The sequence below is a fragment of the Brevibacillus parabrevis genome, assembly GCF_003710905.1.
GTDB classification, from domain to species: Bacteria; Bacillota; Bacilli; order Brevibacillales; family Brevibacillaceae; genus Brevibacillus; species Brevibacillus parabrevis.
The window spans coordinates 276,411-301,505 of record NZ_RHHV01000006.1 but is presented as its reverse complement, the minus strand read 5'-3'; the positions used below and the strand labels follow the sequence as shown (position 1 = coordinate 301,505).

The following is a 25,095-nucleotide window of genomic DNA, read 5'->3' as shown; positions in this document are numbered from 1 at the left end:
CCTGATGACAGGTGTGGGCTGTATGCGTGGATTCCTTATTGCAGATCGATGTAGCGCTTGACGCCGTAAAATGGATACAGCTTGTGCATGTATTCCACTTTTCCGTAGCGAACGTCATCCCCGTTTGCGTGGACGATCGTTCCGTTCCCCAAGTAAATCGCTACGTGGGAAACGCGTCCTTTTCCAAGCGCATCATAGAAGAGCAGATCGCCCGGCTGGGCTTGATCCAGCGGAATCGATGTCCCGCCGCGGAATTGTTCTTCGGATGTGCGAGGAAGTGTAACCCCAAGGCGGTTAAAAACGTAAGAAGTAAAGCCGCTGCAATCAAATCCGTCCGGCGTGGTCCCGCCAAGCACGTACGGAGTTTTCAGCAAAGGTTCAAAAATCGTTTCCAGATGCTTCAGGCTGGCGGAATCAACGTCACCAGAAAAAGTAACATCCGGAGTGAGCTTTGGACTCAGGTAAGAGGTGAAGACGTACGCTTCATCATCTTCAAATTCGATTTTTGTCCATTCACTGCCAGTTTGGACGACCTCAACTACATCACCAAATTTGAGCTTGCCTAATACTTTTGCATCGGTGGACGCTTTTTTGCGAACATTGAGAACGTCAACCGTCACACGAGCCTTTTCGCCAGCGGTCAATTCTGCTGGTTCTTCCTGCGCGAAGTCGGAAGGCGCGGTTACGACATCATGAGGAGCGTCGGAGTCACCACTTGTCGACAGACTGCCATCAGGCAAAGACAACGTCTGACCAATCGACAGCTGGTCGCTTTGCAGTTGGTTGACTTGCATGAGCTGGCTCACGGTAGTCTGGTGCTCGCGGGCGATTTTACTCAACGTATCACCTGCTGATACCACATACACTCCTGAGGCGGCGTGGGCAGCAGTAGGCAGCAGAGTGAAGAGGGCGAGGGAGGTGAGTAGCTTCGAAGTAAGTTTCATATCATCGTCTCCACCAATCTACTATTTTCTGCATATCTAGATAAAATTCTAGCGGATTTTCAATGGTAAATCTATGAAAAAATGATGTTTTAAAAAAGATTTCAAAAACTATTGCATAATTGATAGGGAACATGCTATATTACAAGAGTGCCCACGAGAGTGAGCAAAAAATGGAAAAACCACATGGAGCTGTGGTGAAGTTGGAGTTCACGCCGGTCTGTCACACCGGAGGTCGCGGGTTCGAGTCCCGTCAGCTCCGCCATTCTTTTACGAGAAGCATGGCGAAAAGCAAATCAGCAAACATGCCGGTATAGCTCAATTGGTAGAGCACCTGACTTGTAATCAGGGGGTTGTGGGTTCAAGTCCTATTGCCGGCACCATTTTTTCATACGCGGTCGTGGCGGAATTGGCAGACGCGCTAGATTCAGGTTCTAGTGGTGGCAACACCGTGGAGGTTCAAGTCCTCTCGACCGCATCAACTGCGAACATAATAAAAGACCCTTAAATTGCTTAGTTTCGTAATTTAAGGGTCTTTTATTTATCGTCACCGCTCCGGCTAGATTCCTCGGCGATTCCGTTGCTGCCTGTACTCTTTTGGAGAATACTGGTGAACCTATGAGCAATTAGAGTTAAAATAGACATGCTGGCTTATTCTATGAGGGGGGGAAGGGATGAAATATTTTCTGCTCGGACATACCTATCCGGACGGCGGCTACATCGATGGCGATGTCGTATTTGACCCTCCGCTGGAAGCATACTACCAAGTCGGGGCATGCAGTAACGACCTCGGGGGCTTTTTTTGCATCGGCTGAATTGGCTGCGCTCTTGAAGCTTCATAAATGTGACGTACAGATCATACAGGCAGATACGCGCTACTTCAACGGCAAAAATACCGAGAAAACATATTTTCTCGTTCATGCAGAGCAACGCTTGTCCTGCTTTGACTATCAGCAGTCGGAATACGCGGGCAAGGCTCTGGCTCTGGAGCGGCTGGCGCAGGGCGAGCATCCCGATAGCTTCTTAGTCAAGGGAGTCCGGTCCGTAGTTATTGATGAGAAGTGCGCGGCAGACGCCGATTTCTTTTTTCTCAAGAACGTTGTTCTGGTTGACCCGATCGTGTCGGAGACGCTTGCCAAGTCGATGTTAAACGAGCGCTTGAAGGTGCACCTGGAAGAGCTTGTCATCAAATAAAACCGGGTCATCCGCATGCGTTACAGACGTTTCTTCATCCCGCAGGTTAATTTCTGAGACGGACAGCTCGACGTTGCTTGGTATGAGGTCAATGTCGTACGTTACCAACAGGTGACTACGGGATTTTTTCTGTGAAAAACGTCTCGGCGTTTTTAGGAAAGTGGATGTGACCGCTCATGACCTGTATGCTTGAAAAATTCAACGTGCTTATCGTTTTTAAAATGGAAAGATCCCAGCCAAAGTTTGTCATTGGCCGGGATCTTTTTCACTTCACAACTTTGCGTATCGTGTGTATGAACATAAGTGTTGTACGTAATTAACAATAATGATGTACAACTTGATCATTGCAAACCATTGAATTTGCTTGCCAGTGTCACGGAGCGAAGCGTTGTGTGTTTAGACCATTACTTTTCGCACAAAAAGCGCGTTCGGATATTGTTTGGTTTCCAGGAAAACGCGAGGTCGAGTTTTTGTGATGATCTTCCAATGATTAATCCAAACTCTCCCTTTTGGGGCGAGGCGGTTTTGTAGAGAACAGACTAATAGACCATTTTTCGCATCCAATCCAGATGGCGTGTTCGCTTTATTTATTTTGACAACGACACAATCGCCTACACGCAGATTCGGATTGGTAGTAGAGGGACATTTTAAGGCGAACGTCGGGTTATTGATGGTCCGCAGCACCTGGTTCACATTTTGCAATTTGCGTGTTTGCCGTACGAGTTTGCCAGTCTTTTGATTCACGACGAAATGAATGATTGTAACGGTATTCGGCGGCTTGTTGCCATCCGCAATCGGCGCAGTCAAAACTCCGTCATGCACTTTCCAAACGCCCGCTTGTTTGTACACGACTCCGACGCATTCTCCTTTTTTCAGATTGAGGTTTGGATTTGCCATCGTTTGGATCGCTTCCTTTCTAGTATCCAATACACGTCAAAGGGTAGGGCAACAGACCTAATCCTGTTACGGAAAATTCAACAATAGGCAGGCAAGTTTAAATAGGGGGACTTGTAACGGGGAATGTAACCGCCATTTGTAGTCCCCTGCAATCTTTCATTTAGTTACGGCAAGTATATTTAAATTCAGGGCCTGTTTGAATAAAGTAACCGCTGCGCACTTGCCCTGCCCAGTTTTGCAAAGCCTCCTTCCACTGAACACTATCAAAAAACTCATTCACGGTTACACCGGTTGAAGAGTGCCAGGTCAGTGGCGTGTAGGGAGCAAGCGGACCGGCATCACCCCAAATTCCTCCTGCTGAAATCGTATCTTGTTTCACAAGGAGCAAAGGGAGCCCGTATTGCAGTGCCATGGAAGGTTCAATCTGCAAGAAGGGGGTATAAGGTTCTCCTTGACCTGTTGCACTTGTTGGCTTTAATAAAGCAGCTGCCGCACCGTAACTGGAGTTGATCATCGTCCGGATATTTTCCAAGGTTGTATTCGGATATTGGTCGGTGTTCGGTATCGTCCTAGGAAAAAGCAGAACTTTTTTGATTTCCTTAAACATCCGAATGATGAATTTTTGCTCCGGTGATAACGGTGGCTGCGATGGTCCAAGAGTAAACAGGTTTTGGTGGCTAAAAAAAACAGGGATTCGAAAAAACGCGCTTGCTGCTTCATTTAAATCATTCATATCCGCGTAAGTCTGTCTATACTCTTCGTTGGATAAAGGTTCCTTTAAAGAGCTATCAGTATATTTTACCTTTAGTTTGTCTTTGCTCAATTTATTTCACCTCCATGCGATAATCTATTCGAAAATGCAGATGGGGGATTGGACAAAAAACGAATGAATTGTAATTGGTCTGTTCCCTATTCGCGGGGCAAAGGAAAGAAAAGGAGCGAGATGATCGATGGGCAGGAAGCTATTTTTGTTCCAGGGTACACTTGTCCGTTGCCGACTTTTTGTTTCCAGCATTTGTTGATAGAGGAGGTGACAAGCGATGGCAGTAAAAAAATCTTCCCCTGTCAAGAAACTGAAACTGAAGCATAAACCTAAGAGAATCCGTGCGCGAGTGATTCGTCTTGAAAGATTCTCCTTGAGCGGCAATGTAGGTGGGGCCAAGTCCTTTCAAATTGCCCCGAAGCAACGAAGGAACATTCAAGTGATCACAGTCGGGATCATTTCTTCGGCTTTTCTCGTGCTGAACGCTACACGTTTTCATTTCCAAAACCGGAATATACGACTGAGAGTGCAAGTGCGGGGAGCGCAAGCCTTTTTTCAGTCAACGTCCAGCAAACAGGATTTTCCGGGACCGAACAAAGTGCTGTTTGTTGAATCGGAGGAAGCGCGAGCAGTGGAGCTTGTGATTTCGGCTGTAAACGTCGGCAATAGCCCTGCTTTCCTGCATCCGCAAGATGGCTGGTGGCTGGATTTTCTCATCAACAAGCAAGGCTAGAGACGAAGGATTTTTACGATAGAGCGGATCTTCATGATGGGAAGACAGCAAGCTCAGCAAAATGGTCAGATGATTCGTACAACAAAAAGAGTAATAACCTCAAACTGACTACGGTCAGTTTTTTGTTGCTGCTTACATTTTCGCATGGTATTATGTTTTTGTTCCAAAAACTGACTGTGGTCAGGTATTGAGAGAAGTCATTCGAAAGGTGGGACGTTTGTGAGCCGAAGAGAAGAGATTAAAAAAGTCGCGGTCAGTCATCTTCTGCAGTACGGGTTCGAGGGAACGAAGCTTGCGGATATTGCCGATGCGGTCGGGATTAAGAAGCAGTCGATGTACGCGCATTTTGCCAGCAAAAAAGAGCTTGTCATAGAGATTCACGAGGAAGCGACCAAGCAGGAGATGGCTTTTCTGACCTCTTTCTTCGATGAGCACAAGGGGGAGCCGATGCGCCCGCTGCTTGATCGGTTTGTGATCGAAATGAAAGACCGCTATCTGGACAATCAAAATGTCAAGCTGATGTTTCTGATGGCTTTCATGCCTCCGGAGCAATTGCGGGAGCTGTTCATTACGATGTATGAATTGTACTCGTATCACTTGCTTCATTTGTTGGAGCTTGCTTTCCGGAGAGATTCGACTATTCAGGCCGACGCCAAGGCGAGCGCTTTGGCTGTGCATACCATTTACGAAGGGGCGACGGCCAAGCTCATTTTCGAAAATCCGGATTATTTTCTCCATGTGACAAATACGACCTTTTCCTTGCTGTGGCGAGGAATTGTTCCGGGCAGCGACGAGCGGGAAGAGTGAGTCTGTCCAGTTTCAGCTAATCGAATAGAGGTGCAGGATGAATACAAATCAAGATCATAACCAGTTGTTGTCTTTGGAAACCGATTCTGTGGGGAAAGTTTTTGTCCGTTACTTGGTTCCTTCTGTCATCGGTATGCTCATGATGTCAGTGAACGTTGTTGTGGACGGCATTTTTGTCGGGCAACGGCTTGGCGAAGTGGCGCTTGCCGGTGTCAACGTTGCATTTCCGCTGTTCTCCATCTATTTTGCCTTATCGTTGTGGATCGGCATCGGAGGGGCGACGATCTGCTCGCGTCATTTGGGAGCCAAGCAAATCAAGGAGGCACGCTCCGTATTTACCCATTCGTTGACGCTGATTTTCGGCTTGACGTTGCTGCTGGCAGCGCTCGCTTTCCTGTTCCGCGAGCCGTTGGCCGTCTTTCTCGGGGCGAACGACGATACGTTGCCTTATGTGAAGGAATACATGAACGTACTGCTGGTCGGCGGGTTCGCCATTACTGTGCAAAACACGTTCAGTGTCTTCGTCCGCAACGACGGCAACCCGAATCTGGCGATGATGTCGCTGCTCGTCACTGCATTTTTCAATATTGTTTTGAATTATGTGTTTCTGTTTGTGCTCGATTACGGAGTAGCAGGCTCAGCACTTGCGCTCGTCATTGCGGCGACCTTGGGAGCTATCGTGCTGTCCCTGCATTTTGTGCGCAAGGATACGGCATTGCGTTTCGCCGTTTCGCGTTTTTCCCGGGAACTGGCGAAAGAAACGTTTACGATTGGCTTCCCCAGTTTTGTGGCGGAAATCGGCATCGCTGTCTTTACCGCAGGCTATAACATGGCGATGGTCCGCTGGGCAGGGACGGTGGGCGTATCCGCGTTCTCGATCTTGAATTACATACATAGTGTCATGCTGATGACGTTTCTCGGGATGGGCTCGGCCATCCAGCCGTTGATCAGTTATTATCGGGGAGCGAAGCTGGTGGAGCGGCAAAAGGCGACAATGAGGATCGCCGTTCGCACCGCTTTTGGAACCGGGCTTGTTGTATTTCTGATCGGGCTGGTCGCCGCGCACGGCATCGTCGCAGCATTCGGTTCGTTCGCCGAAGAAGTGCAAGAGCTGGCTGTTACGGGCATTCGCCTGTTTTTCGCAGGGTATTTGTTCATGGGCATCAATTTTGTCATGATGACGTATTTCCAGGCGACGGATCAGGTGCGGATGGCAACCTGGATTACAGTAGCTCGTGAAATGCTGCTGATGGTCGCCATTTTGCTCACGCTGCCTCATTGGCTCGGCACATCGGGGATTTGGCTGGCGATTCCGCTTTCGGAGCTGATCGTTTTGCTGACGGTCTACGCATACGTGCGTCGACGTTCCAGAAGCTTGCCTGCAACTGGCTCGTCCGTGCGCGGAAAATTGGAAGGGTGACTGGTGCCAAGGCGGAAAGAACGAGGATAGATCAAGCGGGTCAGGAATTTGCTCCTGACCCTTTTTGCTTTTTACAGGAAGCTTGGCAATATATGCGCTGCCACCCGAAACTGCTCGTAGCGAGGATGTTCCTGCTCGCACGAATTTTCGCTCCCGCAATAAAAGAAGAAGCTCCTGCAACAGGTAGAGAAAAGGGGCAGCATCGCGGATAATTGGTCTCGTTGGTAATTGATAATGGTTATCAATAAATTCCGCTTGAGGCACAACGATCATCGGGAGAGAAAAAGAACAGGGGAGTGGTTTTGGGAACCAACGAATAAAAGTTGGCTGGCTTGTACGCGAAGCGGATGCCCAACAAGCTGGCGGCTCTGGAGGGATACGAATGGGTCATCAGACGCCAACCGCAGGCGAAAACCGGGAGCAGCAGGTTGATCCGCGCCGCTGGTATGCGCTGGCAGTCATTTTGCTCCCGATCTTGCTCAACTCTTTGAATACGTACATGATTCAGGTCGCGTTGCCCTTGATCCAGCACAGTCTGCACGCCAGCTTTTCCGATGCGCAGCTGATTGTGACCTGCTTTTCCTTGAGTCTCGCTGTAGCGCTCGTCGTGAGCGGAAAACTGGGCGACATCTACGGGCGAAAACGGTTGCTGCTTGTTGGCGTCAGCGGGTTTACCCTCATGGCATTGCTCGGCGGCTTGACTGCGAGTTCGGCGCTGCTGATCGTCATTCGGCTTGTGCAAGGGCTTGCCGCAGCGCTGATTCAGCCCCAGGTGCTGTCCATGATGCAGCTTCAATTTCTGCCGCGGGAAAAAGGGCTTGTCTTCAGCATTTACGGCGCTTTGCTCGGCTTCGGCTTTGCCTTCGCACCGACACTCGGAGGCATGCTGCTTCATTGGAACGTGATTGAGCTGGGGTGGCGGACGATCTTTTTTTTCAATGTTCCTTTCGGGATGTTGATTCTTCTCTGCATGCCGCTGCTGCCGGAATCGAGCGGCGAGCGGACGCAGAAGGTTGATTGGACAGGCACGGCTTTCCTGATGAGCGGGCTGTTCATGCTCGTTTACCCGCTGTCTGAGGGGCAAAAGCAAGGCTGGCCGGACTGGATCTGGGGGTGCCTCGCGCTTTCGCTGTTGCTGCTGCTTGCTTTTGTTGCCGTCGAAGTAGCCAAGCAAAAACGGAAGCGGGTGCCGCTCATTGATCTGGCGATATTCAAGCAACGCTTATTCGGCGTAGGGATGGCTGCGGTTATTTTGATCTATCTCAGCACGTTTTCCTTTTACTTTATCCTGACCTATTATTTGCAGTTCGGGTTGCATTTCGATGCCCAAGCGACGAGTCTCGCTTTTCTGCCGCTGGGCGGCGGGTTTTTCCTGACTTCGCTGATCTCGTCGCGAGTGGTTGACAGGTGGGGGATGAGCGTGCTGAGAATCGGCGCTTTGGTCACGGGAATTTGCTGCTTTGTCTTCTGCTTTTTCTTGCAAATGGACGCGGTGCATCTGCTGCGTATGCCATTCATTGCGCTTTTCTTTGTTCACGGCTTGGGGGTCGGCCTGGTCACGACACCGCTCACTCGCGTCGTGCTTAGCACCGTCCCGGCGAAGGATGCGGGAACAGGCTCGGGTTTGTTTAACACCGTGATGTACATGGCCAATTCGCTAGGCGTGGCGTTGATTGGCATTTTGTTTTCCGCTGCGCTGGGACAGTCTATGGCAAGCGCTGTTTTGTCCGACTACGCAAGGGCGTTTTCCACTTCTTTGACAGCCTGCGGAAGTCTTGCTCTGGCTGCTTTTGGCTGCCTATGTTTTCTACCCAATCGGCACAATCCGTAAAAATCCGCTTTCCGAAATCAGGAGGAAGAACATATGTTTAGAAAAAAACACGCATTGATTTTGCTACCCCTTCTCCTTTGCCTGACGATGCTGTCTGCTTGCTTGTCACAAACAGCCGAGCCACAAGCTGCAAATCAGAATCAAACTGAAGCAGTCCCAAGCACCCCTGCTGAGAAAAGCCATTACCCGTTGAGCTTGACCATTTACGACGATGCCGGAAAAGCCGTGCAGCAAACGATTGCCAAAGAACCGAAGCGCATTGTCGTAATCAGGCAAGGCTTCGCGGAGTGGATGCTTGCCTTTGGCGAAGAGGAGCGAATCGTCGGCCTGGCCTATTTGGACAAATCTTTTTCCGAATATGAACAACAAATCAAGCAACTGCCGATTATGACGGATATGTGGCCTTCCAAGGAAGCGATTTTGGGGCTGCAACCGGATTTGATTATTTCCATGTCGTCCGCTTTTCAAAAAGAACGGATCGGGGATATTGCTTTTTGGAACAGTCGGGGCATTCCGGTGCTTGCCGGGATTAACTATACGACGGGCCGCACCATTGACAGCTTTTTCGACGATATCGCCAATCTGGGCAAGGTGCTGAATATCGAAGAGAAAACGAATGCCTTTGTAGAGCAGCAAAAAGAGCAGATTGGCGAGATTCAGCGGAAAGCGGCGCAAGCCAAGGACAAGCCCAAGGTCTTATTGCTTGGCACGAGCGGGGAAACGACTTATTACTACGGTCCATCGCTGTGCCTGATTGATGAGATGATTGAAGGGGCAGGCGGCGAGTATGTAAAAGTGTCCGCTGAGACGTATGTCGAGATGTCGGAGGAGTCGATTCTGGCGGTAAATCCCGACAAAATCATCATTACCGGATTTCAGAAATCGGACAGCGAAGCGCTGATCAATCCATACTTGCACAATCCGAAGCTGAAAAATGCGACTGCGATTCAAAACGGCAACGTGAAGGTGGTCGAGTACACGACGGCTGTTCGCGGAAGTCTTGGGTTGGCTGATTTGTACAAGGACGTGGCCCAGTATGTTCATCCTGAGCTGTTTGAAGGGGAATAGGCATGGCAACCACATCTAGCAGACAACGCACAAGCAGCTCGCTGGATACGGAAAACCGGATACAGAACGGTTCCCTGTTTTCGGCAATGGCAGTGGCGCTGCTTGTCGCGGTCGGAGTATCCATCGTCAGCTCGGTTTCCATCGGCCAAGTATCGATTCCGTTTGAACAGTCCTTCTGGATTTTGCTGGAACAAATCACCGGACTGGAAACCGGGCAGATCAGCGCGGATGCGAGCGGCATGTTTTTCGATGTGATCTGGGAAATCCGCTTTCCGCGCGTGCTGCTGGCCATGGTAGCCGGGGCTGGCTTGGCGCTTTGCGGAACCGTCATGCAGGCATCTGTCCAAAATCCGCTGGCTGATCCGTTTATACTCGGGATTTCTTCCGGGGCCTCCTTGGGCGCAACGTTTTCCATTTTGCTCGGTTTTGGCTTAGGCGGGATTATCGGAGAGCTTGGCGTCGCTTCCTGGGCGTTTCTCGGGGCATTGACAGCGGCTGTGCTCGTTTTGGGCCTTGCCAGTATCGGCGGCAAAACCTCATCGGTGAAGCTGATTTTGGCCGGAACGGTCATTAACGCGTTGTGCGGGGCTTTTTCCAACTTTATCATTTACTTTGCCAAAAATGCGGAAGGCATTCGTTCCATTTCGTTTTGGACAATGGGCAGCTTGGCCGCGGCTGAGTGGGGGACGCTTTCCCTCATTACAGCAGTCGTCCTCGCCGCGGCGCTCTTTTTTCTGTTTCAATTCCGGGTCATGAACACGATGCTGATGGGAGAGGAGACGGCGGTAACACTCGGGATTAACCTGAATCATTACAGACGGCTGTACATGGTGATTTCATCGGTCGTCACGGGTGTCCTTGTCTGCACGTGCGGAATCATCGGGTTTGTGGGACTGATTGTGCCGCATCTGGTGCGCAGTGTCGTCGGCTCCAACCATAAGCGGCTTGTGCCTGTCGCGATCTTGTTCGGCTCTCTGTTCATGATCTGGACGGATGTGTTTGCCCGAACCGTCATTCCGAATGGAGAATTGCCGATTGGGATTGTTACGTCGCTTCTGGGCGCTCCCGTCTTCATGTACATGCTTATCAAAAAAAGCTACGGCTTCGGGGGGAAGTAAGGTGAATCTGACAGCAGAGCATTTGTCGATCACGTTATCAGGAGCGGAGATTGTCAAGGACATCAGCCTTAGAGTAGAAGCCGGGCAGTTTGTCGGACTCATCGGGCCGAACGGATGCGGAAAGTCGACTTTGTTGAAAAGCATGTATAAAGTCATCAAGCCGCAAAAGGGCCTTGTCTTTTTGGGGGAGACAGATGTATTGAAAACGTCGGAGCGCGTGATCGCGAAGGAGTTGGGCGTGGTCGGGCAGTTCAATGAGCTGAACTTCGACTTCACCGTTCATGAGATGGTGATGATGGGGCGAACGCCGCACAAGCATCTGATGGAAGCGGACAACAAACAGGATTACGAACTTGTCGCAGCGGCGCTGGAAAAGGTTGATTTGGCCGGGTATGCAGACAGAAGCTATTTGACGCTGTCAGGCGGCGAAAAGCAACGCGTGATCCTCGCCAGAGCGATCGCGCAGCAGCCCCGCTTTTTGATTCTCGACGAGCCGACGAACCATCTGGACATCAAATACCAGCTCCAGATTTTGCAGGTGGTCAAATCGCTGAACATCGGCGTACTGGCGGCTTTGCACGATCTGTCGATGGCGGCTGCGTACTGCGATATTTTGTACGTGGTCAAGCGAGGGGAGGTTCTGGCGGCGGGCAAGCCCAAAGAAATTTTGACCAATTCGCTCATCCGGCAGGTGTACGAAATTGATTGCGAAGTGTACGCCAATCCGGTTACGGGGGATCTGGCAATCGCGTATTTGCCCTGAAAAGGAAGCCTGATTGCGTACGCGGGCGAAATGAATCGGCGCTATGTGTAACAGCGGCTTGACAGTGAGAAGGACGATTTCCTTCCTCGATGTCAAGCCGCTTTTTGTACTGGACTGGACAAACTAGCCTATCTATCATGATCAATTGGAGTCGTTGGTCACCTTGTTTTGCTCCACATCCAACTGATTGATCCGTTTGACAAGCTCGCTTGGATTGCAGCCGTAATGCTTGCGAAAAGCCGTGGTGAAGTTGCTGGCGTTGCTGTAACCGACCGAGGCAGCCGCTTCGCCGACATTCAGACGCGCCACTTCCAAATACCAGAGCGCTTTCTCCATTCTTTTTTGGCGCACCAGCTCAAAGATGGTCATGCCAAACAGCTCGCGGAAGCCCTTTTTCAGCTTAAATTCGTTCATTTCAACCCGCTTGGCCAACTCGCGGATGGACAGTGGCTGCTCCAGATGCTGCTGCACCAAGGCATGCGCTTGCTGCAATCTGGATATGTCCTCGCGGCGCAGCATGATGTCGCCTCCGACGTCACCGTATCCGCCCGATTCTCCAAACAGCGCCAAAAATTCCAGCGCCTTGCTTTCCATGTACAGCCGCTTCATCGCTCCCAGATGCGAACAATGAATCATTTCCGATACGCATCTTTGAATCGCAGGCGTGTTCGGATACTGGTCAATGTTTCCGCGATGATGCTTGAGCCAAGACTCCATCTTCCGCTGCTCCGTGACATCCTCGGCGTAGCGCAGCAACTCGTCTGGCGTAAACCTGACTTCCAGCAGCTGATTGCGAATGCCTGCTTTTTTCTCTTCGCAGACGCGAACATCTTCCAAAAACAGAACATTTCCCGTTTGGGACAGCGTATGGCTGTTCTTGCTGTTCCAATCGCAATGAATCTCGCCGCTCACGCAATAGCTCAATTCAAATAATTGGCACGACTCCTGAATCTGTAGCTGCATATCCTGGTGATACGTAATATCTGTCAGCATGATTTCCATGCCGGGACGAATTTGTGTGCGCGTTATTTTTCCCTTGCCGATATGCGCAGGAATGGTAAGCTGCTGTTCCCAGGCTTTTTGCTGGACCTGTCCTTCTACCATTTCTGTAAATTGGTCAAAAAGGTCGTGAATCTTGGTTACGTGTAACGCCATGGCTTCGGTCACCTCTTTAGTCCCTTCCAGTCTACTTGATCTGCATTTGCCTTACAATCATCGTGACAGGGCTGTGGCGGCAGAGACGTGCGGGATCAAGCCCGTCATGCGGTGGAGCATGCGCTTTTATGCTAAAATGAAGGACCTGACATCTTTTTGGAAAGCAGGAACCAAAACATGAGCACTACCAAGAAAGCTCCTGTACATAGACTGATTGCCGATATTTTCAAAACGTTGGCTTTTACGTACCGGGAGATTTTCCTGTTCGAGCTGCTGTACAAGGTCATTACGATATTCATCTTCATTCCGGCGATTTCGTTCGTCTTCCACAGTCTGCTTAGGTTGGGTGGTTACGCTGGTGCGACGAATTACGAGCTGTTGTCTTTCGTTGTGAGCCGCTACGGCTTTTTATGCATGCTGATATTAATTCCTGCCGCTACGATATTGATCTTTTTGGAATTTTCGGTGCAGATCATCATCTCGTATTACGGGCAAAAAAGACAGAGAATCGGACTGATTCCGGCATTTCTGCAATCTGTTTCGTATATCCCTTCGCTTTTCAAGTACGGTTTTGTTGGCTGGGCGCTTTACTTGCTGCTGTTTCTGCCTTTGTTGAGCGCAGGAGGCGGCTCCACCTTACTGCCTTCCTTGCAAATTCCGAACTTTATTTCGGGAGAGCTGCTGAAAACGGGCTGGGGAACGCTGCTGTATGCAGGGGTGTTTGCCGTCCTGACCTTTTTCAATATCCGCTGGACGTTCCTGTTGCATATGATCGTCATCGAGGGAACGAGCAGCTTCCGGCAAGCCGCCAAAAGAAGCGCAGCGATCCTGCGAAAGAGCTACCTGAAAATGTTTGTGGTGCTGCTGTCTGTTTTTCTGTTGTTTATCATCGTCGTTGTCTTGATCCTGGCCGTGGTGATTTTCCTCTACGTCATGCTGCCGCAAGGGGAGGCTTTTGCCGAAACGGCGCGATCTGTCGTATCGAAGGGCGTTGTCATTGCGTTGTACCTGGCGATTTTGTTTGTATCGCCGATTTACATCACCACGCTGACCCGTATATACATGGCGAAAGCGGACCCGCAGCATGCCGTCCTGCAACTGCCGGAAGGGAGCGCCATTGCAAACCGTTCGCCCCAGAGCTACCAGCTGTTTCACAAGCATGGGAAAAAGCTGATTGCGTTCGGGCTGATCATCGCCTTCGGAACGGCAATGGTGCTGGCTCCAGCCATCAGCGAAGTGGCGCCAAGCGAGCAAAAGGTGACGGTGATGGCCCATCGCGGCTATGTGGCGGAAGGCCCCGAGAACACGATCGAAGCGATTCAAGGCGCGATCAATGCTCGCGCGGATTATGCGGAAATTGACATCCTGGAAACGAAAGACGGGCAACTGGCTGTCATTCACGACACCAATCTGAAAAGACTGACGGGGCGCAACGCCGAAGTGTATGAGTTGACGATGGATGAGCTAAGGCAGCTGGAAGTCAAGCAAGGCCATTTCACAAGCCGCATCAGTACGCTCGAAGAAGTCATGCAGGCCGCTCGCGGAAAAATCAAGCTGAATATAGAAGTGAAAACACACGGGGAAGAACGCGACCTGGTCAACACATTTATCAAGACCATCCGCGCCAATGATTTTCAGAACGAATGCGTCGTCCAGTCGCTGGATTATGGAATCGTTCAGGAGTTAAAAGAGGCGGCTCCAGAGCTTCAGGTCGGGTTCATCATGTTCGCCGGGGTCCCTGATCTGGAACAGCTCCATGCCGATTTTGTCGTCATGGAAGAATATATGGTCAACGAATCCATCGTCGCTTCTGCCAAACAACATAACAAACCTCTCTACGTATGGACGGTGAACGACAGGGACAATATGGAGCTTTTTTTCAGTATGGGCGTGGATGGGATTATCACGGATGAGCCGGAGGAAGCGTTGTCCGTTGTGGAAGAGCTGAGAAGTGGATCTGTGGTTTCGTTCACCAATTGGCTGACTTTCCTGCGGATTTAGCGAGCAAAGGACAGTCCGCGCAGATGCAGTCTGATTTGATAACGATTATTTCCAATAATCGGATATATCTGCTTCTATGTGCCGTTCTATCTTTTGTTGTTGGACGGAGGTGGAGTTTGTAGAACTCGTAGAAAAGACGAGTGCATCTACATTGTGGCGCTTGTCCGATAATTTTCTTTGACTCGAAAACGATTTGTGTTACAATAACAAAGGCGATTGAGACGGAAACAGTCTTGATCACACCAACTTTCGCATTCTCTAACAGATTGCCTGGACGCGGTCCAGGTTTTTTTATGGGTTTTTCACAAAAATGCATCTGTACAAAATAAAAAGGGGCTGTCCCACAAGTCGATTTTCGGCTGAGGGACACCCCTTGTTTAGTGAGGGGCGTCTATTTTTTCGACAAATTTTAACACAAAATGCCAAGAAGCTTAACGATACTGGTATAAAATACCCATATAACGCAATCATTTGAGAAACAATGAGTAATTATTCCTAGTTATGTCTGCGGTTAAGGCAGAAGATGATGCAACGTAATAGCGGCTTTGCGTAAGTAAGAGATTAAGAAGTATCAGGCTTAGAAGATCAGGAGGGAAAGCGCCTTGTTAAAGACAACAAGAAGCCTGTGGAGCAAAGTTTCAATGAGCTCGAAAAAGAGCATCGTTGCAGAGACGGAAATAGTTCCTTTCTCAACACAATTGGCCAGTTCCGCTTTTGATGAAAGAATCGAAAAGTTTGTGGCGTGTACAGAGGAAATTAACGAATTTGTGTTTGCCTCTTCCTCGGAACTACTGGAGGAAATCAAGGGCGTTCGAAATGGAATCGATCAAATCTTTTTGGCTACCTCGGAGCTTGCCAAAGGAGCTGTCAATAATTGCAATTCCATTGAGCGGGCTGCTGTTTCCGGCAAGAGTATTCTGGATATTATTGAAAAGATTTCAGGCGATTTGACAACGTCTGCCATCATGGTCAGGCAAGTGAATCAAGCGATTGAGGAAGGCAACTTGATGATTGAGAAGCAAAAAGAAACCATGAGAATAAACATGATGGTCATTGAAAATCTGGTCGCTTCCATGAGTAATGTGAAGCAAAAAGCCAGTCAAATCGAAAAAATTACCAAACTAATCGATGAGATTGCTCAGCAAACCAATCTTCTCTCCATTAATGCTTCGATTGAGGCTGCACGAGTTGGGAAGAACGGGAGCGGGTTTGCTGTGGTAGCCAGTGAAATCCGCAAGCTGTCGGATGATTCTAAGAAGCAAGCGACTGGGATTAATAAGATCATTTTCGACATTAATGAAGCAATTGGCATTACGTATTCGGAGTTTGAAACCATTAATGAGATTGTACATGATCAGAATGAAGTAGTGGCTAACGTTACTGCTTCTTTTGCTACCATTGGTCACTCCGTTATTCATATCGATGAAGATATCCATAACACGATGCGCGAAATGAGAAGCTTGAATGAAAATATGCAGCATGTGCAAGCTTTATTCGAAAATATTGGGGCAGTTTCTCAGGAAACGGCTGCTTCTACGGAACAAGTGTCAAGTACCATAGCGGAGCAGTCTGGGTATATCAAAAGTGCTAGTATCAAAATTCAAGAACTGAACAATATGGCAGAAGAGATGCGCCGAGTTGTAGAAGAGTTCAAAGAAATCTAAATAGGTGAACCAGCGTTGTTCACAAACCAAGGAGGAAGAACAAATGAAAGAAGGTTCAGGGACGTATCGGATGATTGTGGACAAAGAGACTCGTATCTTTATTGCTTTTGCCGAGGGGCTTTTTGATTTGGAGCAGGGCGGGGCTTTCTGCATGGAGTTTATGAATACGGCCAATCAAATTCCGAACCAAAGCGAATACGCACTGATTGTGGATGTCAAGGACGTCAAACCATCCTCTACAGAGGTACAAACCGCTCTCGTCAACGCCTTGACTCTTTATGTGTCGGACGACTTTTCGTTCAAACATAGATTTATGACCAAATTAACCTCTGCAATCGCCCAATCTCAAATTGCGAGACTGACGAAGCAAATTCCCGATTTTGACCGTAAGCTGATGTTTGTCAATACCAGAGAAGAAGCGTTAAGTAGGCTAGCGGATATTAACAAAACTTTGTGGAGAAAGTAGACGTTGGTTTCGTGACGACTTTCGCTTCATAATCGAGAGCATAAGCGGATTGGGAGGCAACAATGGGAGATACGTACAAGTTTGAAATGATCGCCAATCTGTTCGCTTTCGTGTTTGGGAGGATTATCCATTTGTGCGGCGAACTGATCATCAATAACGATCAGGGAGGTGGAGGTTGGCTATGTTCCAAACCTTGGACCATTTTGTAAAATCGTGGGAGTACGAAGCCGCAGCAACACAAAGAGTGCTCAATCATCTGACGGATGAGTCGCTGAAACAGGAAATCACTCCGGAGAACTGGAATTTGGGACGCACGGCCTGGCATACGGTAGCGGCCATTCGCATCATTACTTCCAATACCGACTTAACATTTGAAGCTACAGAAAAAGATTGGCCTGTTCCTACTTCGGCGTCATTCATAGCAGAGCGTTACCAGCAAGCCAGTCATGCCTTTGTGCAGGCTGTACAAACGCAATGGAGCGACGATGCTTTGCAAGAACGGATAGATTTTCTCGGTCAAAAAATGCCCAATGGAGCGCTCTTGATGTTTTTGATTTTGCACCAAAGCCATCATCGCGGACAAATGACCGTTTTGATGCGACAGGCAGGTTTAACCGTTCCAGGGATTTACGGCCCGGCAAAAGAAGAATGGGCGATTTTCGGGATGGAAGCCCCGAAAATGTAACGTGAGTAAAACGGCATATAATCGCAGTAGTCTAAGACTTTATGCGCAAGGTCTTGCACTGCTGCTTTTTTATGTGTGCAGAGAGAGGTGAAAGGGTTCCAAATCGAGGTGGAGCAATCCTCTTTTCTTGAAGCCGTTTCTTGAAGCCGTGAAAAAGGTAGAGGCAACCTGTCTGCCAGCGGAAAAGTTCAAATCCACAAGCAGATTTGTCCACAGGAACTATTCTCGGAGTGAGCTTGACCATCTTGCAGAGCTGATACAGCAGCCCGCTGAGGTGAACCGTATCACAAATAGTGGTAAAGCAAAGAATGGAAGTTGAAATTATCATGGAATGTACGCTTAAAAGACAAGAGGCTGTCCCAAAAAGTCGATTTTCGGCTGAGGGACGCCCCTTATTCATTTCAAAAACGTTGATAAATCAATGTTTCCGCTTGCTTAATGTTAGCTAATCTGCCTTTTTTAAAAAGCCTCTTGCCGTTTTTTAAGTTTTATTCGGAATTAACGAGTTTACAATGAAAGACAATGTTTGCCTATATACCGCATGTGCAGACTGTACATCTCCCAAATGTCCCCCCATGTAAAGATGAATGACACCATGGAGCGAAGCCCAGAATACGCGTATAACTAATTCAGGGGCATACTGGCCAGCGATGAGACCTTGCTTTTGTGCATTGTTGATCACTGTCAATAATTGCTGCATGGCCGTTTTGGTACCATTTAGGCTTTCCTCATCCGGTTTGAAATCCGCGAATGCGCCTCCGAACATCAATTTATAATAACTTGAGTAACGCTGCCCGAACTGCCAAAAGGCTTCGCCTAAATTCTGCAAATGCTGTGCAGGATCAGCAGCTTGCGGCGTTCCGTCTAATTCGTTAGCGAGAAGTTTACAACCGTCCAGATACAACTGCTGAGCCAATCCCTCTTTATTGACAAACAAGTTATAAATGATTTTTGTCGAGCAACCCATTTGCTGCGCTACTTTACGTACCGTAACGGCTTCCGGACCTTCTTCTTGCAAGAGCATTGCAGCAGCGTCAACAACGAGCTTGCGGAGATTTTCAATATTTTGCAAGCGGGCTTCTTGGTAAGTTTTCAACACTCGTGAGTTCGCAGTGGAGGAGATATCTTGATCGCTAATAATCATCACCTTCGGTTATCAGGTTTTCGTCAGGAAACAAAGTTTCTGACGCTCTTGCAAGGAATTTTATACAGTTGTTAAGCGATTGTCAATGAGACGGCAGATGTTCAACGATATTCAAAGAGCATGTTGACTTTCTAATAAAGCACGGATACAATGAGATCGAATAGAAACACTGTTACCAAATGAAAAGATTGTTGTTGCGTCCCTTGAGCATCGGCAATAGTAACTTTTGCTCATTCGGTAACGGTGTTTCCAAAATAAAACGAAGTATCTAAAGGGAGAGTGGCGTTATGAAGATTTAAGGTAAATGGACGCGCATCATGGGAGCTTCTTCGGTATTGGAGAGCCATTCGCGAGGCAACTGGCCAAACAAGAAAAACGTTTAGCATCAAAGCCGAGGCTATAGTTATGGATCTTGCGAGAGAGGGAACCCAGCTTTAGCCGAAACTGGAGAAGCATTCACGCTCTTAGCTTGATAAAAGCAATATTTTGGAAGTCAAAATCTAAAATCACGCTTAAATGAAAAAAGGAGTCACGCTAATGCCTAATACACAAGTTCGATCCGTTACATCTGCTGGAGAAGTGAATCGCCCTAAACGCTCACGATTACGTGCGAGGATATACAGATGGGGGCTATCGCTGCTCGCAGTGCTCGTTCTAGGAATACTCGTTTTCTTGCTTGTACCTTCACCGATCCAGCCTGCAAAATGGTTAGCACCGACGGCTCCGTCTTTTGAGGAAACGGGTCCGTGGAAACAAAACAGGAAACTCAGCTCGGCTCAGCTTGTGACTGATGCTCCGCAATTCCCTGAATTTATTACATTCGATAAAGCAGGTCAGCTATATACAGGAGATTCGGATGGGAAAATTTACAAGGTTCCTTTCGATGCAGAGGGGAATCCGCAAAAAGCCCAACTTTTTGCAGACACCAAAGGAACCCCTAATGGGCTTATATTCGATGCCAAAGGCGATTTGATCGTTACTGACATCAAGAGAGGACTACTTTCCATTAATCCATCCGGGAACATAGAGGTATTGGCTGATCAAGTGGATGGTAAGCCGATCTATCTAGCTAACGAGCTTGATATTGCCAAGGACGGCTCCATTTATTTTTCGGATACTTCGAATTATGGTAGTGTAACTTTCAAAGAAATTGCCGAGAACAAGCCGCATGGTCGTTTGCTGAAGTACGATCCAAAAACCAAGCAAACGACCGTCTTGTTAGAAAACCTTTATTTTGCAAACGGAGTTGCCTTGTCTGCGGATGAAGATTTTGTGTTAGTGGCCGAATCGTATCGTTATCAATTAACCAGATACTGGATTAAAGGACCGAAGAAGGGTACATCTGATATTTTCGCAGATAATCTCGCAGGCTTTCCAGACAACATTACGCGTGATGATCAAGGTCATTTCTGGGTAGGTATTTACACGACTCGCATTTCTTTTGTAGATCAGATGCATAGCAATCCTTGGCTAGCCAGTACCATGGCCAAATTGCCGGAGTCGCTGCTTAGCGGGGCTAGCGCACCGGCAAAGCATGGGCTTGCTGTAGAGCTCAGCCCGCAGGGGGAGCTGATCGGAAGCTGGCATGATCCGGAAGGCAAACTGTATGGCGTAACTACGGCTGTAAGCCATAACGGATATTTATATATAGGAACGGCACCGGGAGGCAGCAAGGGTGTTCATCGCGTGCTTTTAACAAAATAATGTTTGGATCTTGGCACGATCCACAGCTCCCAAAAGACGGCGATTCGCACGATCACGATACTGCGCGGGCGGAAGTGAGAGCAGTGGGGCGCGCTGTGCCGTGCCGTAGCAGTATCAGTATCACCCGATTAATCCATTAAGCAAAGAAGCATCCTGTATGATTTCCAAGAGTTGGGATGTTTGACCCTGTTGCCAATCTTTTCATGTGATACAATAAGCTGAACGGGTAAGAGGAAAGCTCTACCAGATTGATTTGCAGACCATTCCGGCTGAAACGCACTGCTTTTGCGAGAAAACGAGAAACTGCGCTGGAACAACAATGGAAAGGGCGATTGGATTTGCTCGTCAGCCAATAAACGATAGAGGCAGGCTCATGGGAGAAAAGGAAGAGGCTTGAGCCTGCTCACCAACGGAGGAAAAACTTGCTAAAGTGGGATAGCGATATATGGGGAAAGCTGACAGGACCTTACAGTACCGCAGACAACGTACCTGTGTTATTACAGCAATTGATACAGGAATATGACCAGGGCATTTTTGACGAACTTTTTCAGGAACACTTGTTCCACCAAAATACGATCTATACGGCTACATATGCGGCGATGCCGTTTTTGGCACAAATAGCCTGCTCTACATCTGATGCGGAAGTGCGCAAAGAGCTGTTTATCAATTGCGGTGTCATCGAGGCAAGCCGCGATGAGCGCGACGAGGACCCATTTCCCGAATCTTGGGCGGAGTTGGCTGAAGATGCAGGCAGCTCTGTCTGTATGGAATTGTATCGTGAATATGAAGAGGCCATTGCGAAGCTCAAGGCGCTAACAAAAGAAGTATTCTCCTATGCAGCCGATTCTTCCCTGGATGAGACGGAGAAGCGTTATATTTTGGTGGCGGATGCCGCTTATCGAGGTTCGCATGCTGTTGCCAATATGTTGATGACTTTTATGAACGGCGACGAGTATGTGGCCGTGTGCCCGGCCTGCACAGAAGATGTATACATATGGCCTCAGGAAGATCATCCGGCAAAAATCCTGCAAGTGTTTCAACAAGATCCCGTCTTTCACACGGAGCAGACACCCCATGAAATCGTTCCGGCCCCGTCTTTTGCAGAGGAAGAAATTCGAACATTAGCGGAGCAGGCGGAAGCGATCGGGGAGCAAACATTGGTGAGGCAGCTGCATTATTTAGCGGGGGAAACAGTATGTCCACACTGCCGCGAGAACATTTCTGTATGGCCGTCTTTGCTTGGCACGTTTGTCGGCTAGAGCACAAGTCGTATGAACCTATTGGATTTCTAGGAGCTGTCATGTTGTGACAAGCTCCTTTTTATTTTTCGCTGGATAAGCCAGCCGAGGTGTTAAGGGGAGGCTTGACCGGAAAGGGAGTGCTTTATCCGGTCATGTATGGCCCAACGATTCTACCTTACACGCCTTATGAATATCGCCGTAATAGTCGGTGTACTCCAGCTGTGTTATTTCGCCGGACGCTGAATGATAAAACGTAAGCTGTTCATAAATGGTTTCCGTGATAAAAGTTGTCTTGGTAGAGTCATGACTGACCGGAGTAAGCTTGAATTTATATAACACGCCATACATTTTCGGAACCGTTAAATAAAGTTCCTGATTTTTCGCAGAAACTTCCAGGGATATATTGATCTTGTTTTCAATGAAATAGCTTCCCGTTAGAAAGTCCAGCTTTGTGAACTCAATACGGTCAGCGGGGGGTGGGAAAGTGACATGTTCCTCAAATATGGTTTTTGCTATTTCTCTACTTAAATGTGTGACAGGGGTAACATTTAAATTGCTCAAAAAGATGATCGTAACTTGATTCTCCAAAAATCTGAGGAAATCACTAAAGAATCCGCTAATATCTCCAAAGTGGTGCATACATTTTCTACCGAATAATTCAGTGATCATCCAACCACAAGCATAGGAGCCGAGATTCGGAGTAAACATTTTCTCCGATAGTTCTTGGTTAAGAAGCTTCGCTGATTGTAAGGCTTGATCCCAAATAAGCAAATCTTCCGTAGTAGAGTACATGCCATATGCTCCTAACGGAAAAGACATATCTGGATGGGCGGGATGAATCGGTTCTTCCCAAAATGAATATCCGGAAGCCAAACCAGGTATAACTTTTACGCCATCATCACATCCCGTATGATACATACCCAACGGAAGACAAATATGCTGCTGTAAATATTCAGCATAGGACATGCCTGAAACAGCTTCAATGATGGCAGTCAATAACGCATAGCCAGAGTTTGAGTAACCGTAGTTACTTCCAGGCTCAAAGTCCAAATCTTGCTCTTTAAATGAATCGATAAGTTGATGCAACGAGGAGGGAAGTCTCATGGTACGCAACCAAAAGTCTGGATGACTTGTATAATTGGGAATGCCAGATGTATTTGTTAAGCAATGATAAATCGTGACGCCGTTCCTATTGGGATAATAGGGGAGATACTTGCTGACATAATCCGTTATGTTCAATTTTTGTTTCTCGTGTAATTGAAAAATGCACATAGCTGTAAAAGCCTTCGTAATGGAACCGATGCGAAATTTCGTGTTAGGCGTATTCGGTACCTGATGTTCCCGATTCGCCATACCAAATCCTTTGTTTAGGAGAATTTTTCCATTGGAAGCAACCAATATTGACCCGTTCAGGTAACCATTTCTCTCGTATGACTCGAACCAATGATGAATCCGTTCCTCTACTGTCATGAGTTTCCCCCTGCCTATGAAGTTACACAACGCAACATGCTAACTATCAACATGATAACAAATAACTTAGGAATTAGGAATTTTCTGGTGGAAGGTCGGATAACTCATTCCGCAATCAGAATCAAGCAACCAAAACAGCCGTTTCGCCATTCACGCGCGTCGAAACGGCCATTTTTTTGCCTGTTGCAGAAAAAATTTGTTATAATGCCGAAATTAAGTCGGAAAATGAATGTGATTCTATCATAAGGATGATCTGCGGATGAAAATTTTAGTAGTCGAAGATGACAAAACGATCGCGTCCGGTCTGGAATATTCGCTGCATCAAGACCACTTTTCCACCGTGCTTTGCCATGATGTCGCCTCAGCGAAAAAGGTGCTCGCCGAAGACATCGATCAATTCGCTTTATGCTTGTTTGATTTATCGCTTCCGGACGGAAATGGCTATGAACTGTGCAAAATGGTGAAAGACCGCCGAGACATCCCGGTTATCTTTTTGACGGTGATCGACGATGAAGTCAATGTCGTGATGGGGCTTGACATGGGGGCCGACGATTATATTACCAAACCTTTTCGGATTCGCGAGCTTCTCTCCCGAATCAAGTCTGTCTTGCGCAGATACCAGAAGCTGTCTCAAACGAAAACGATCATAGACATCGACCATGTCCGCATCAATACGTTGGAGGGCAAAGTGCATAAAAACGGCACTGAAATTCCGTTGACCGCCTTGGAGTATCGCTTGTTGCTAATTTTTGGAAACCATATTGGACAAGTGCTCACAAGAAATCAGCTATTGGAGCAAATCTGGGACGTGGCTGGCGACTTCGTGAACGATAATACGTTAACCGTTTATATCAAAAGGCTGCGGGAAAAGCTGGAGGATGATCCGCAACATCCGACATTGATCAAAACGGTCCGCGGTTTCGGCTATAAGGTTGGTGAGTAGATGCTGCGAAATCGGGAAATTCAAATGTTATTGTTCGTCATGGGCTTGATCAGTGTAACGGCGCTTGTTGCCGCCGCTTTTATTTCGCCTGTCGCCGCAGCGCTCGTGTTCATTTTATCGATTTTGCTCATGGGCAGCAGTTTGTTATTTACCAGATGGAGATATCGCGAGCTTGACAAGCTGTCCGTCTATTTGCGGGAAATTAGCAACGGCAATGACTCCCTTGACGTTCGCGATAATCAAGAAGGCGAGCTGAGCATTTTAAAAAACAATATATACAAAGTGACGCTCATGCTCTCGGAGCACCGCTCGCTTTTGCAACGGGATAAAAGGCAACTGACGGATGCGATTTCCGATATTTCGCATCAGCTCAAAACGCCGCTCACCTCTATGACGGTCATGGCGGATTTAGTAAGCGACCCCGACCTCCCTCCGGCCAAAAGAACGGAGTTCACCCACAATATTCGCATCCAGCTGGAACGCATCGATTGGCTTGTTTCTTCCTTATTAAAGCTGTCGAAAATCGACGCGAAGACGGTCCCATTCAAAAAAGATCGAATCCCGGTGAACAGACTGATCGAAAAGGCGCTGGAGCCGGTGATGATTCCGCTGGACATCAAGCGACAAACGGTTTCCATCGCAGGCGATGCCGACGTCTCTTTTGTCGGCGATTTCAATTGGACAGCCGAAGCAATCATCAACATTTTGAAAAATGCTGTGGAGCACACGCATGAAGGCGGAGCAATCGCGATCACCTTTTTTGAAAACGCGTTGTTTACCGAAATAATCATTGCCGACAACGGAAAAGGCATTCCGAAAGAAGATTTGCCGTATATTTTTAAACGTTTTTACAAAGGCAAGAACGCCAGTGAAGGGAGCATCGGCATCGGGCTTGCGATGGCGCATAGCATCGTTGCCAGCCAGAACGGCGTGATCGATGTGACGAGCAGCAGCGAGAAGGGGACCGAGTTTCGGATTAAATTTTATAAGCAAGTGATTTAGCGGCAGTCCGTAAGTGACTAAATTGTCACCTTCATCGTCACTTGAAAGTCATTTTAGCCCATTAAAATGATAGCCATCAGCACAG

Annotated in this window: 23 protein-coding genes and 3 tRNA genes; 20 read left to right on the top strand and 6 right to left on the bottom strand. The window is 48.1% G+C overall.

Annotation, left to right across the window (positions count from 1 at the left end; all coding sequences use genetic code 11):
- Positions 1-35: 35 nt before the first annotated feature.
- Complete coding sequence (locus EDM60_RS07840) at positions 36-944, bottom strand: C40 family peptidase (RefSeq protein ID WP_122963463.1); 909 nt, start codon at positions 942-944, stop codon at positions 36-38.
- A gap of 185 nt (positions 945-1,129) precedes the next feature.
- Here EDM60_RS07840 and EDM60_RS07835 point away from each other — a divergent pair.
- The 5 genes from EDM60_RS07835 (at position 1,130) to EDM60_RS07820 (ending at position 2,135) form a co-directional block, all read left to right on the top strand.
- Positions 1,130-1,206 (top strand) — tRNA-Asp (locus EDM60_RS07835).
- Positions 1,207-1,248: 42 nt separating this feature from the next.
- Positions 1,249-1,324 (top strand) — tRNA-Thr (locus EDM60_RS07830).
- Positions 1,325-1,335: 11 nt separating this feature from the next.
- A tRNA-Leu gene (locus tag EDM60_RS07825) sits at positions 1,336-1,419 on the top strand.
- Positions 1,420-1,615: 196 nt separating this feature from the next.
- Positions 1,616-1,756, top strand: coding sequence for a hypothetical protein (locus EDM60_RS28480; protein WP_167470252.1), 141 nt, complete (start codon positions 1,616-1,618; stop codon positions 1,754-1,756).
- Between the two features lie 13 nt (positions 1,757-1,769).
- Positions 1,770-2,135 carry an imm11 family protein gene (locus tag EDM60_RS07820; RefSeq protein ID WP_141254136.1) on the top strand — a complete coding sequence of 122 codons (366 nt, stop codon included), beginning with the start codon at positions 1,770-1,772 and terminating at the stop codon, positions 2,133-2,135.
- A 396-nt stretch (positions 2,136-2,531) separates the two neighbouring features.
- Here EDM60_RS07820 and EDM60_RS07815 read toward each other — a convergent pair whose 3' ends face one another.
- On the bottom strand, positions 2,532-3,032 hold the full coding sequence (locus tag EDM60_RS07815) for a hypothetical protein (RefSeq protein WP_122963461.1): 501 nt from the start codon (positions 3,030-3,032) through the stop codon (positions 2,532-2,534).
- A 160-nt stretch (positions 3,033-3,192) separates the two neighbouring features.
- Complete coding sequence (locus EDM60_RS07810) at positions 3,193-3,855, bottom strand: hypothetical protein (RefSeq protein ID WP_122963460.1); 663 nt, start codon at positions 3,853-3,855, stop codon at positions 3,193-3,195.
- Between the two features lie 217 nt (positions 3,856-4,072).
- Between EDM60_RS07810 and EDM60_RS07805 the strand changes: the two genes are divergently transcribed.
- The 7 genes from EDM60_RS07805 (at position 4,073) to EDM60_RS07770 (ending at position 11,535) form a co-directional block, all read left to right on the top strand.
- Positions 4,073-4,528, top strand: coding sequence for a hypothetical protein (locus tag EDM60_RS07805; protein WP_122963459.1), 456 nt, complete (start codon positions 4,073-4,075; stop codon positions 4,526-4,528).
- A 219-nt stretch (positions 4,529-4,747) separates the two neighbouring features.
- Positions 4,748-5,335, top strand: a complete 588-nt coding sequence (locus EDM60_RS07800) for a TetR/AcrR family transcriptional regulator (protein ID WP_167470251.1) — start codon at positions 4,748-4,750, stop codon at positions 5,333-5,335.
- A gap of 37 nt (positions 5,336-5,372) precedes the next feature.
- Positions 5,373-6,755: an MATE family efflux transporter gene (locus tag EDM60_RS07795; RefSeq protein WP_122963457.1), complete on the top strand. Its 1,383-nt coding sequence runs from the start codon at positions 5,373-5,375 to the stop codon at positions 6,753-6,755.
- A 382-nt stretch (positions 6,756-7,137) separates the two neighbouring features.
- Positions 7,138-8,586: an MFS transporter gene (locus tag EDM60_RS07785; RefSeq protein WP_122963455.1), complete on the top strand. Its 1,449-nt coding sequence runs from the start codon at positions 7,138-7,140 to the stop codon at positions 8,584-8,586.
- Positions 8,587-8,619: 33 nt separating this feature from the next.
- Entirely contained in the window at positions 8,620-9,654 is a 1,035-nt protein-coding gene (locus tag EDM60_RS07780; protein ID WP_122963454.1) for an ABC transporter substrate-binding protein, read from the top strand.
- Between the two features lie 2 nt (positions 9,655-9,656).
- Positions 9,657-10,772, top strand: coding sequence for a FecCD family ABC transporter permease (locus EDM60_RS07775; protein WP_122963453.1), 1,116 nt, complete (start codon positions 9,657-9,659; stop codon positions 10,770-10,772).
- A gap of 1 nt (position 10,773) precedes the next feature.
- On the top strand, positions 10,774-11,535 hold the full coding sequence (locus tag EDM60_RS07770) for an ABC transporter ATP-binding protein (protein WP_122963452.1): 762 nt from the start codon (positions 10,774-10,776) through the stop codon (positions 11,533-11,535).
- A gap of 141 nt (positions 11,536-11,676) precedes the next feature.
- Here EDM60_RS07770 and EDM60_RS07765 read toward each other — a convergent pair whose 3' ends face one another.
- On the bottom strand, positions 11,677-12,690 hold the full coding sequence (locus EDM60_RS07765) for a helix-turn-helix domain-containing protein (RefSeq protein ID WP_122963451.1): 1,014 nt from the start codon (positions 12,688-12,690) through the stop codon (positions 11,677-11,679).
- Positions 12,691-12,867: 177 nt separating this feature from the next.
- Between EDM60_RS07765 and EDM60_RS07760 the strand changes: the two genes are divergently transcribed.
- The 4 genes from EDM60_RS07760 to EDM60_RS07745 all read left to right on the top strand — a co-directional run bounded on the left by EDM60_RS07760 (position 12,868) and on the right by EDM60_RS07745 (position 17,506).
- The gene (locus EDM60_RS07760; RefSeq protein WP_122963450.1) at positions 12,868-14,691 is read left to right on the top strand and encodes a glycerophosphoryl diester phosphodiesterase membrane domain-containing protein; all 1,824 of its coding nucleotides are present in this window, start codon (positions 12,868-12,870) and stop codon (positions 14,689-14,691) included.
- Positions 14,692-15,293: 602 nt separating this feature from the next.
- On the top strand, positions 15,294-16,355 hold the full coding sequence (locus EDM60_RS07755) for a methyl-accepting chemotaxis protein (protein ID WP_122963449.1): 1,062 nt from the start codon (positions 15,294-15,296) through the stop codon (positions 16,353-16,355).
- Positions 16,356-16,398: 43 nt separating this feature from the next.
- Positions 16,399-16,821, top strand: a complete 423-nt coding sequence (locus tag EDM60_RS07750) for a hypothetical protein (RefSeq protein ID WP_063227061.1) — start codon at positions 16,399-16,401, stop codon at positions 16,819-16,821.
- 181 nt (positions 16,822-17,002) lie between these two features.
- Positions 17,003-17,506: a DinB family protein gene (locus EDM60_RS07745; RefSeq protein ID WP_063227062.1), complete on the top strand. Its 504-nt coding sequence runs from the start codon at positions 17,003-17,005 to the stop codon at positions 17,504-17,506.
- Between the two features lie 481 nt (positions 17,507-17,987).
- On the opposite strand, the gene EDM60_RS07740 is transcribed toward EDM60_RS07745, so the two are convergent.
- Positions 17,988-18,644: a TetR/AcrR family transcriptional regulator gene (locus EDM60_RS07740; RefSeq protein ID WP_122963650.1), complete on the bottom strand. Its 657-nt coding sequence runs from the start codon at positions 18,642-18,644 to the stop codon at positions 17,988-17,990.
- Positions 18,645-19,187: 543 nt separating this feature from the next.
- On the opposite strand from EDM60_RS07740, the gene EDM60_RS07735 reads away from it, so the two are divergent.
- Both EDM60_RS07735 and EDM60_RS07730 read left to right on the top strand, forming a co-directional pair.
- Positions 19,188-20,354, top strand: a complete 1,167-nt coding sequence (locus EDM60_RS07735; protein ID WP_063227063.1) for an SMP-30/gluconolactonase/LRE family protein — start codon at positions 19,188-19,190, stop codon at positions 20,352-20,354.
- A gap of 422 nt (positions 20,355-20,776) precedes the next feature.
- Positions 20,777-21,613 carry a hypothetical protein gene (locus tag EDM60_RS07730; protein WP_063227064.1) on the top strand — a complete coding sequence of 279 codons (837 nt, stop codon included), beginning with the start codon at positions 20,777-20,779 and terminating at the stop codon, positions 21,611-21,613.
- A 132-nt stretch (positions 21,614-21,745) separates the two neighbouring features.
- Here the strand turns inward: EDM60_RS07730 and EDM60_RS07725 are convergent, their stop codons facing one another.
- On the bottom strand, positions 21,746-23,065 hold the full coding sequence (locus EDM60_RS07725; protein WP_122963448.1) for a serine hydrolase domain-containing protein: 1,320 nt from the start codon (positions 23,063-23,065) through the stop codon (positions 21,746-21,748).
- A gap of 259 nt (positions 23,066-23,324) precedes the next feature.
- On the opposite strand from EDM60_RS07725, the gene EDM60_RS07720 reads away from it, so the two are divergent.
- Entirely contained in the window at positions 23,325-24,008 is a 684-nt protein-coding gene (locus tag EDM60_RS07720) for a response regulator transcription factor (RefSeq protein ID WP_122963447.1), read from the top strand.
- Positions 24,009-25,010 carry a sensor histidine kinase gene (locus tag EDM60_RS07715; protein WP_122963446.1) on the top strand — a complete coding sequence of 334 codons (1,002 nt, stop codon included), beginning with the start codon at positions 24,009-24,011 and terminating at the stop codon, positions 25,008-25,010. It abuts the gene before it with no gap.
- The last annotated feature ends 85 nt before the right edge of the window (positions 25,011-25,095 follow it).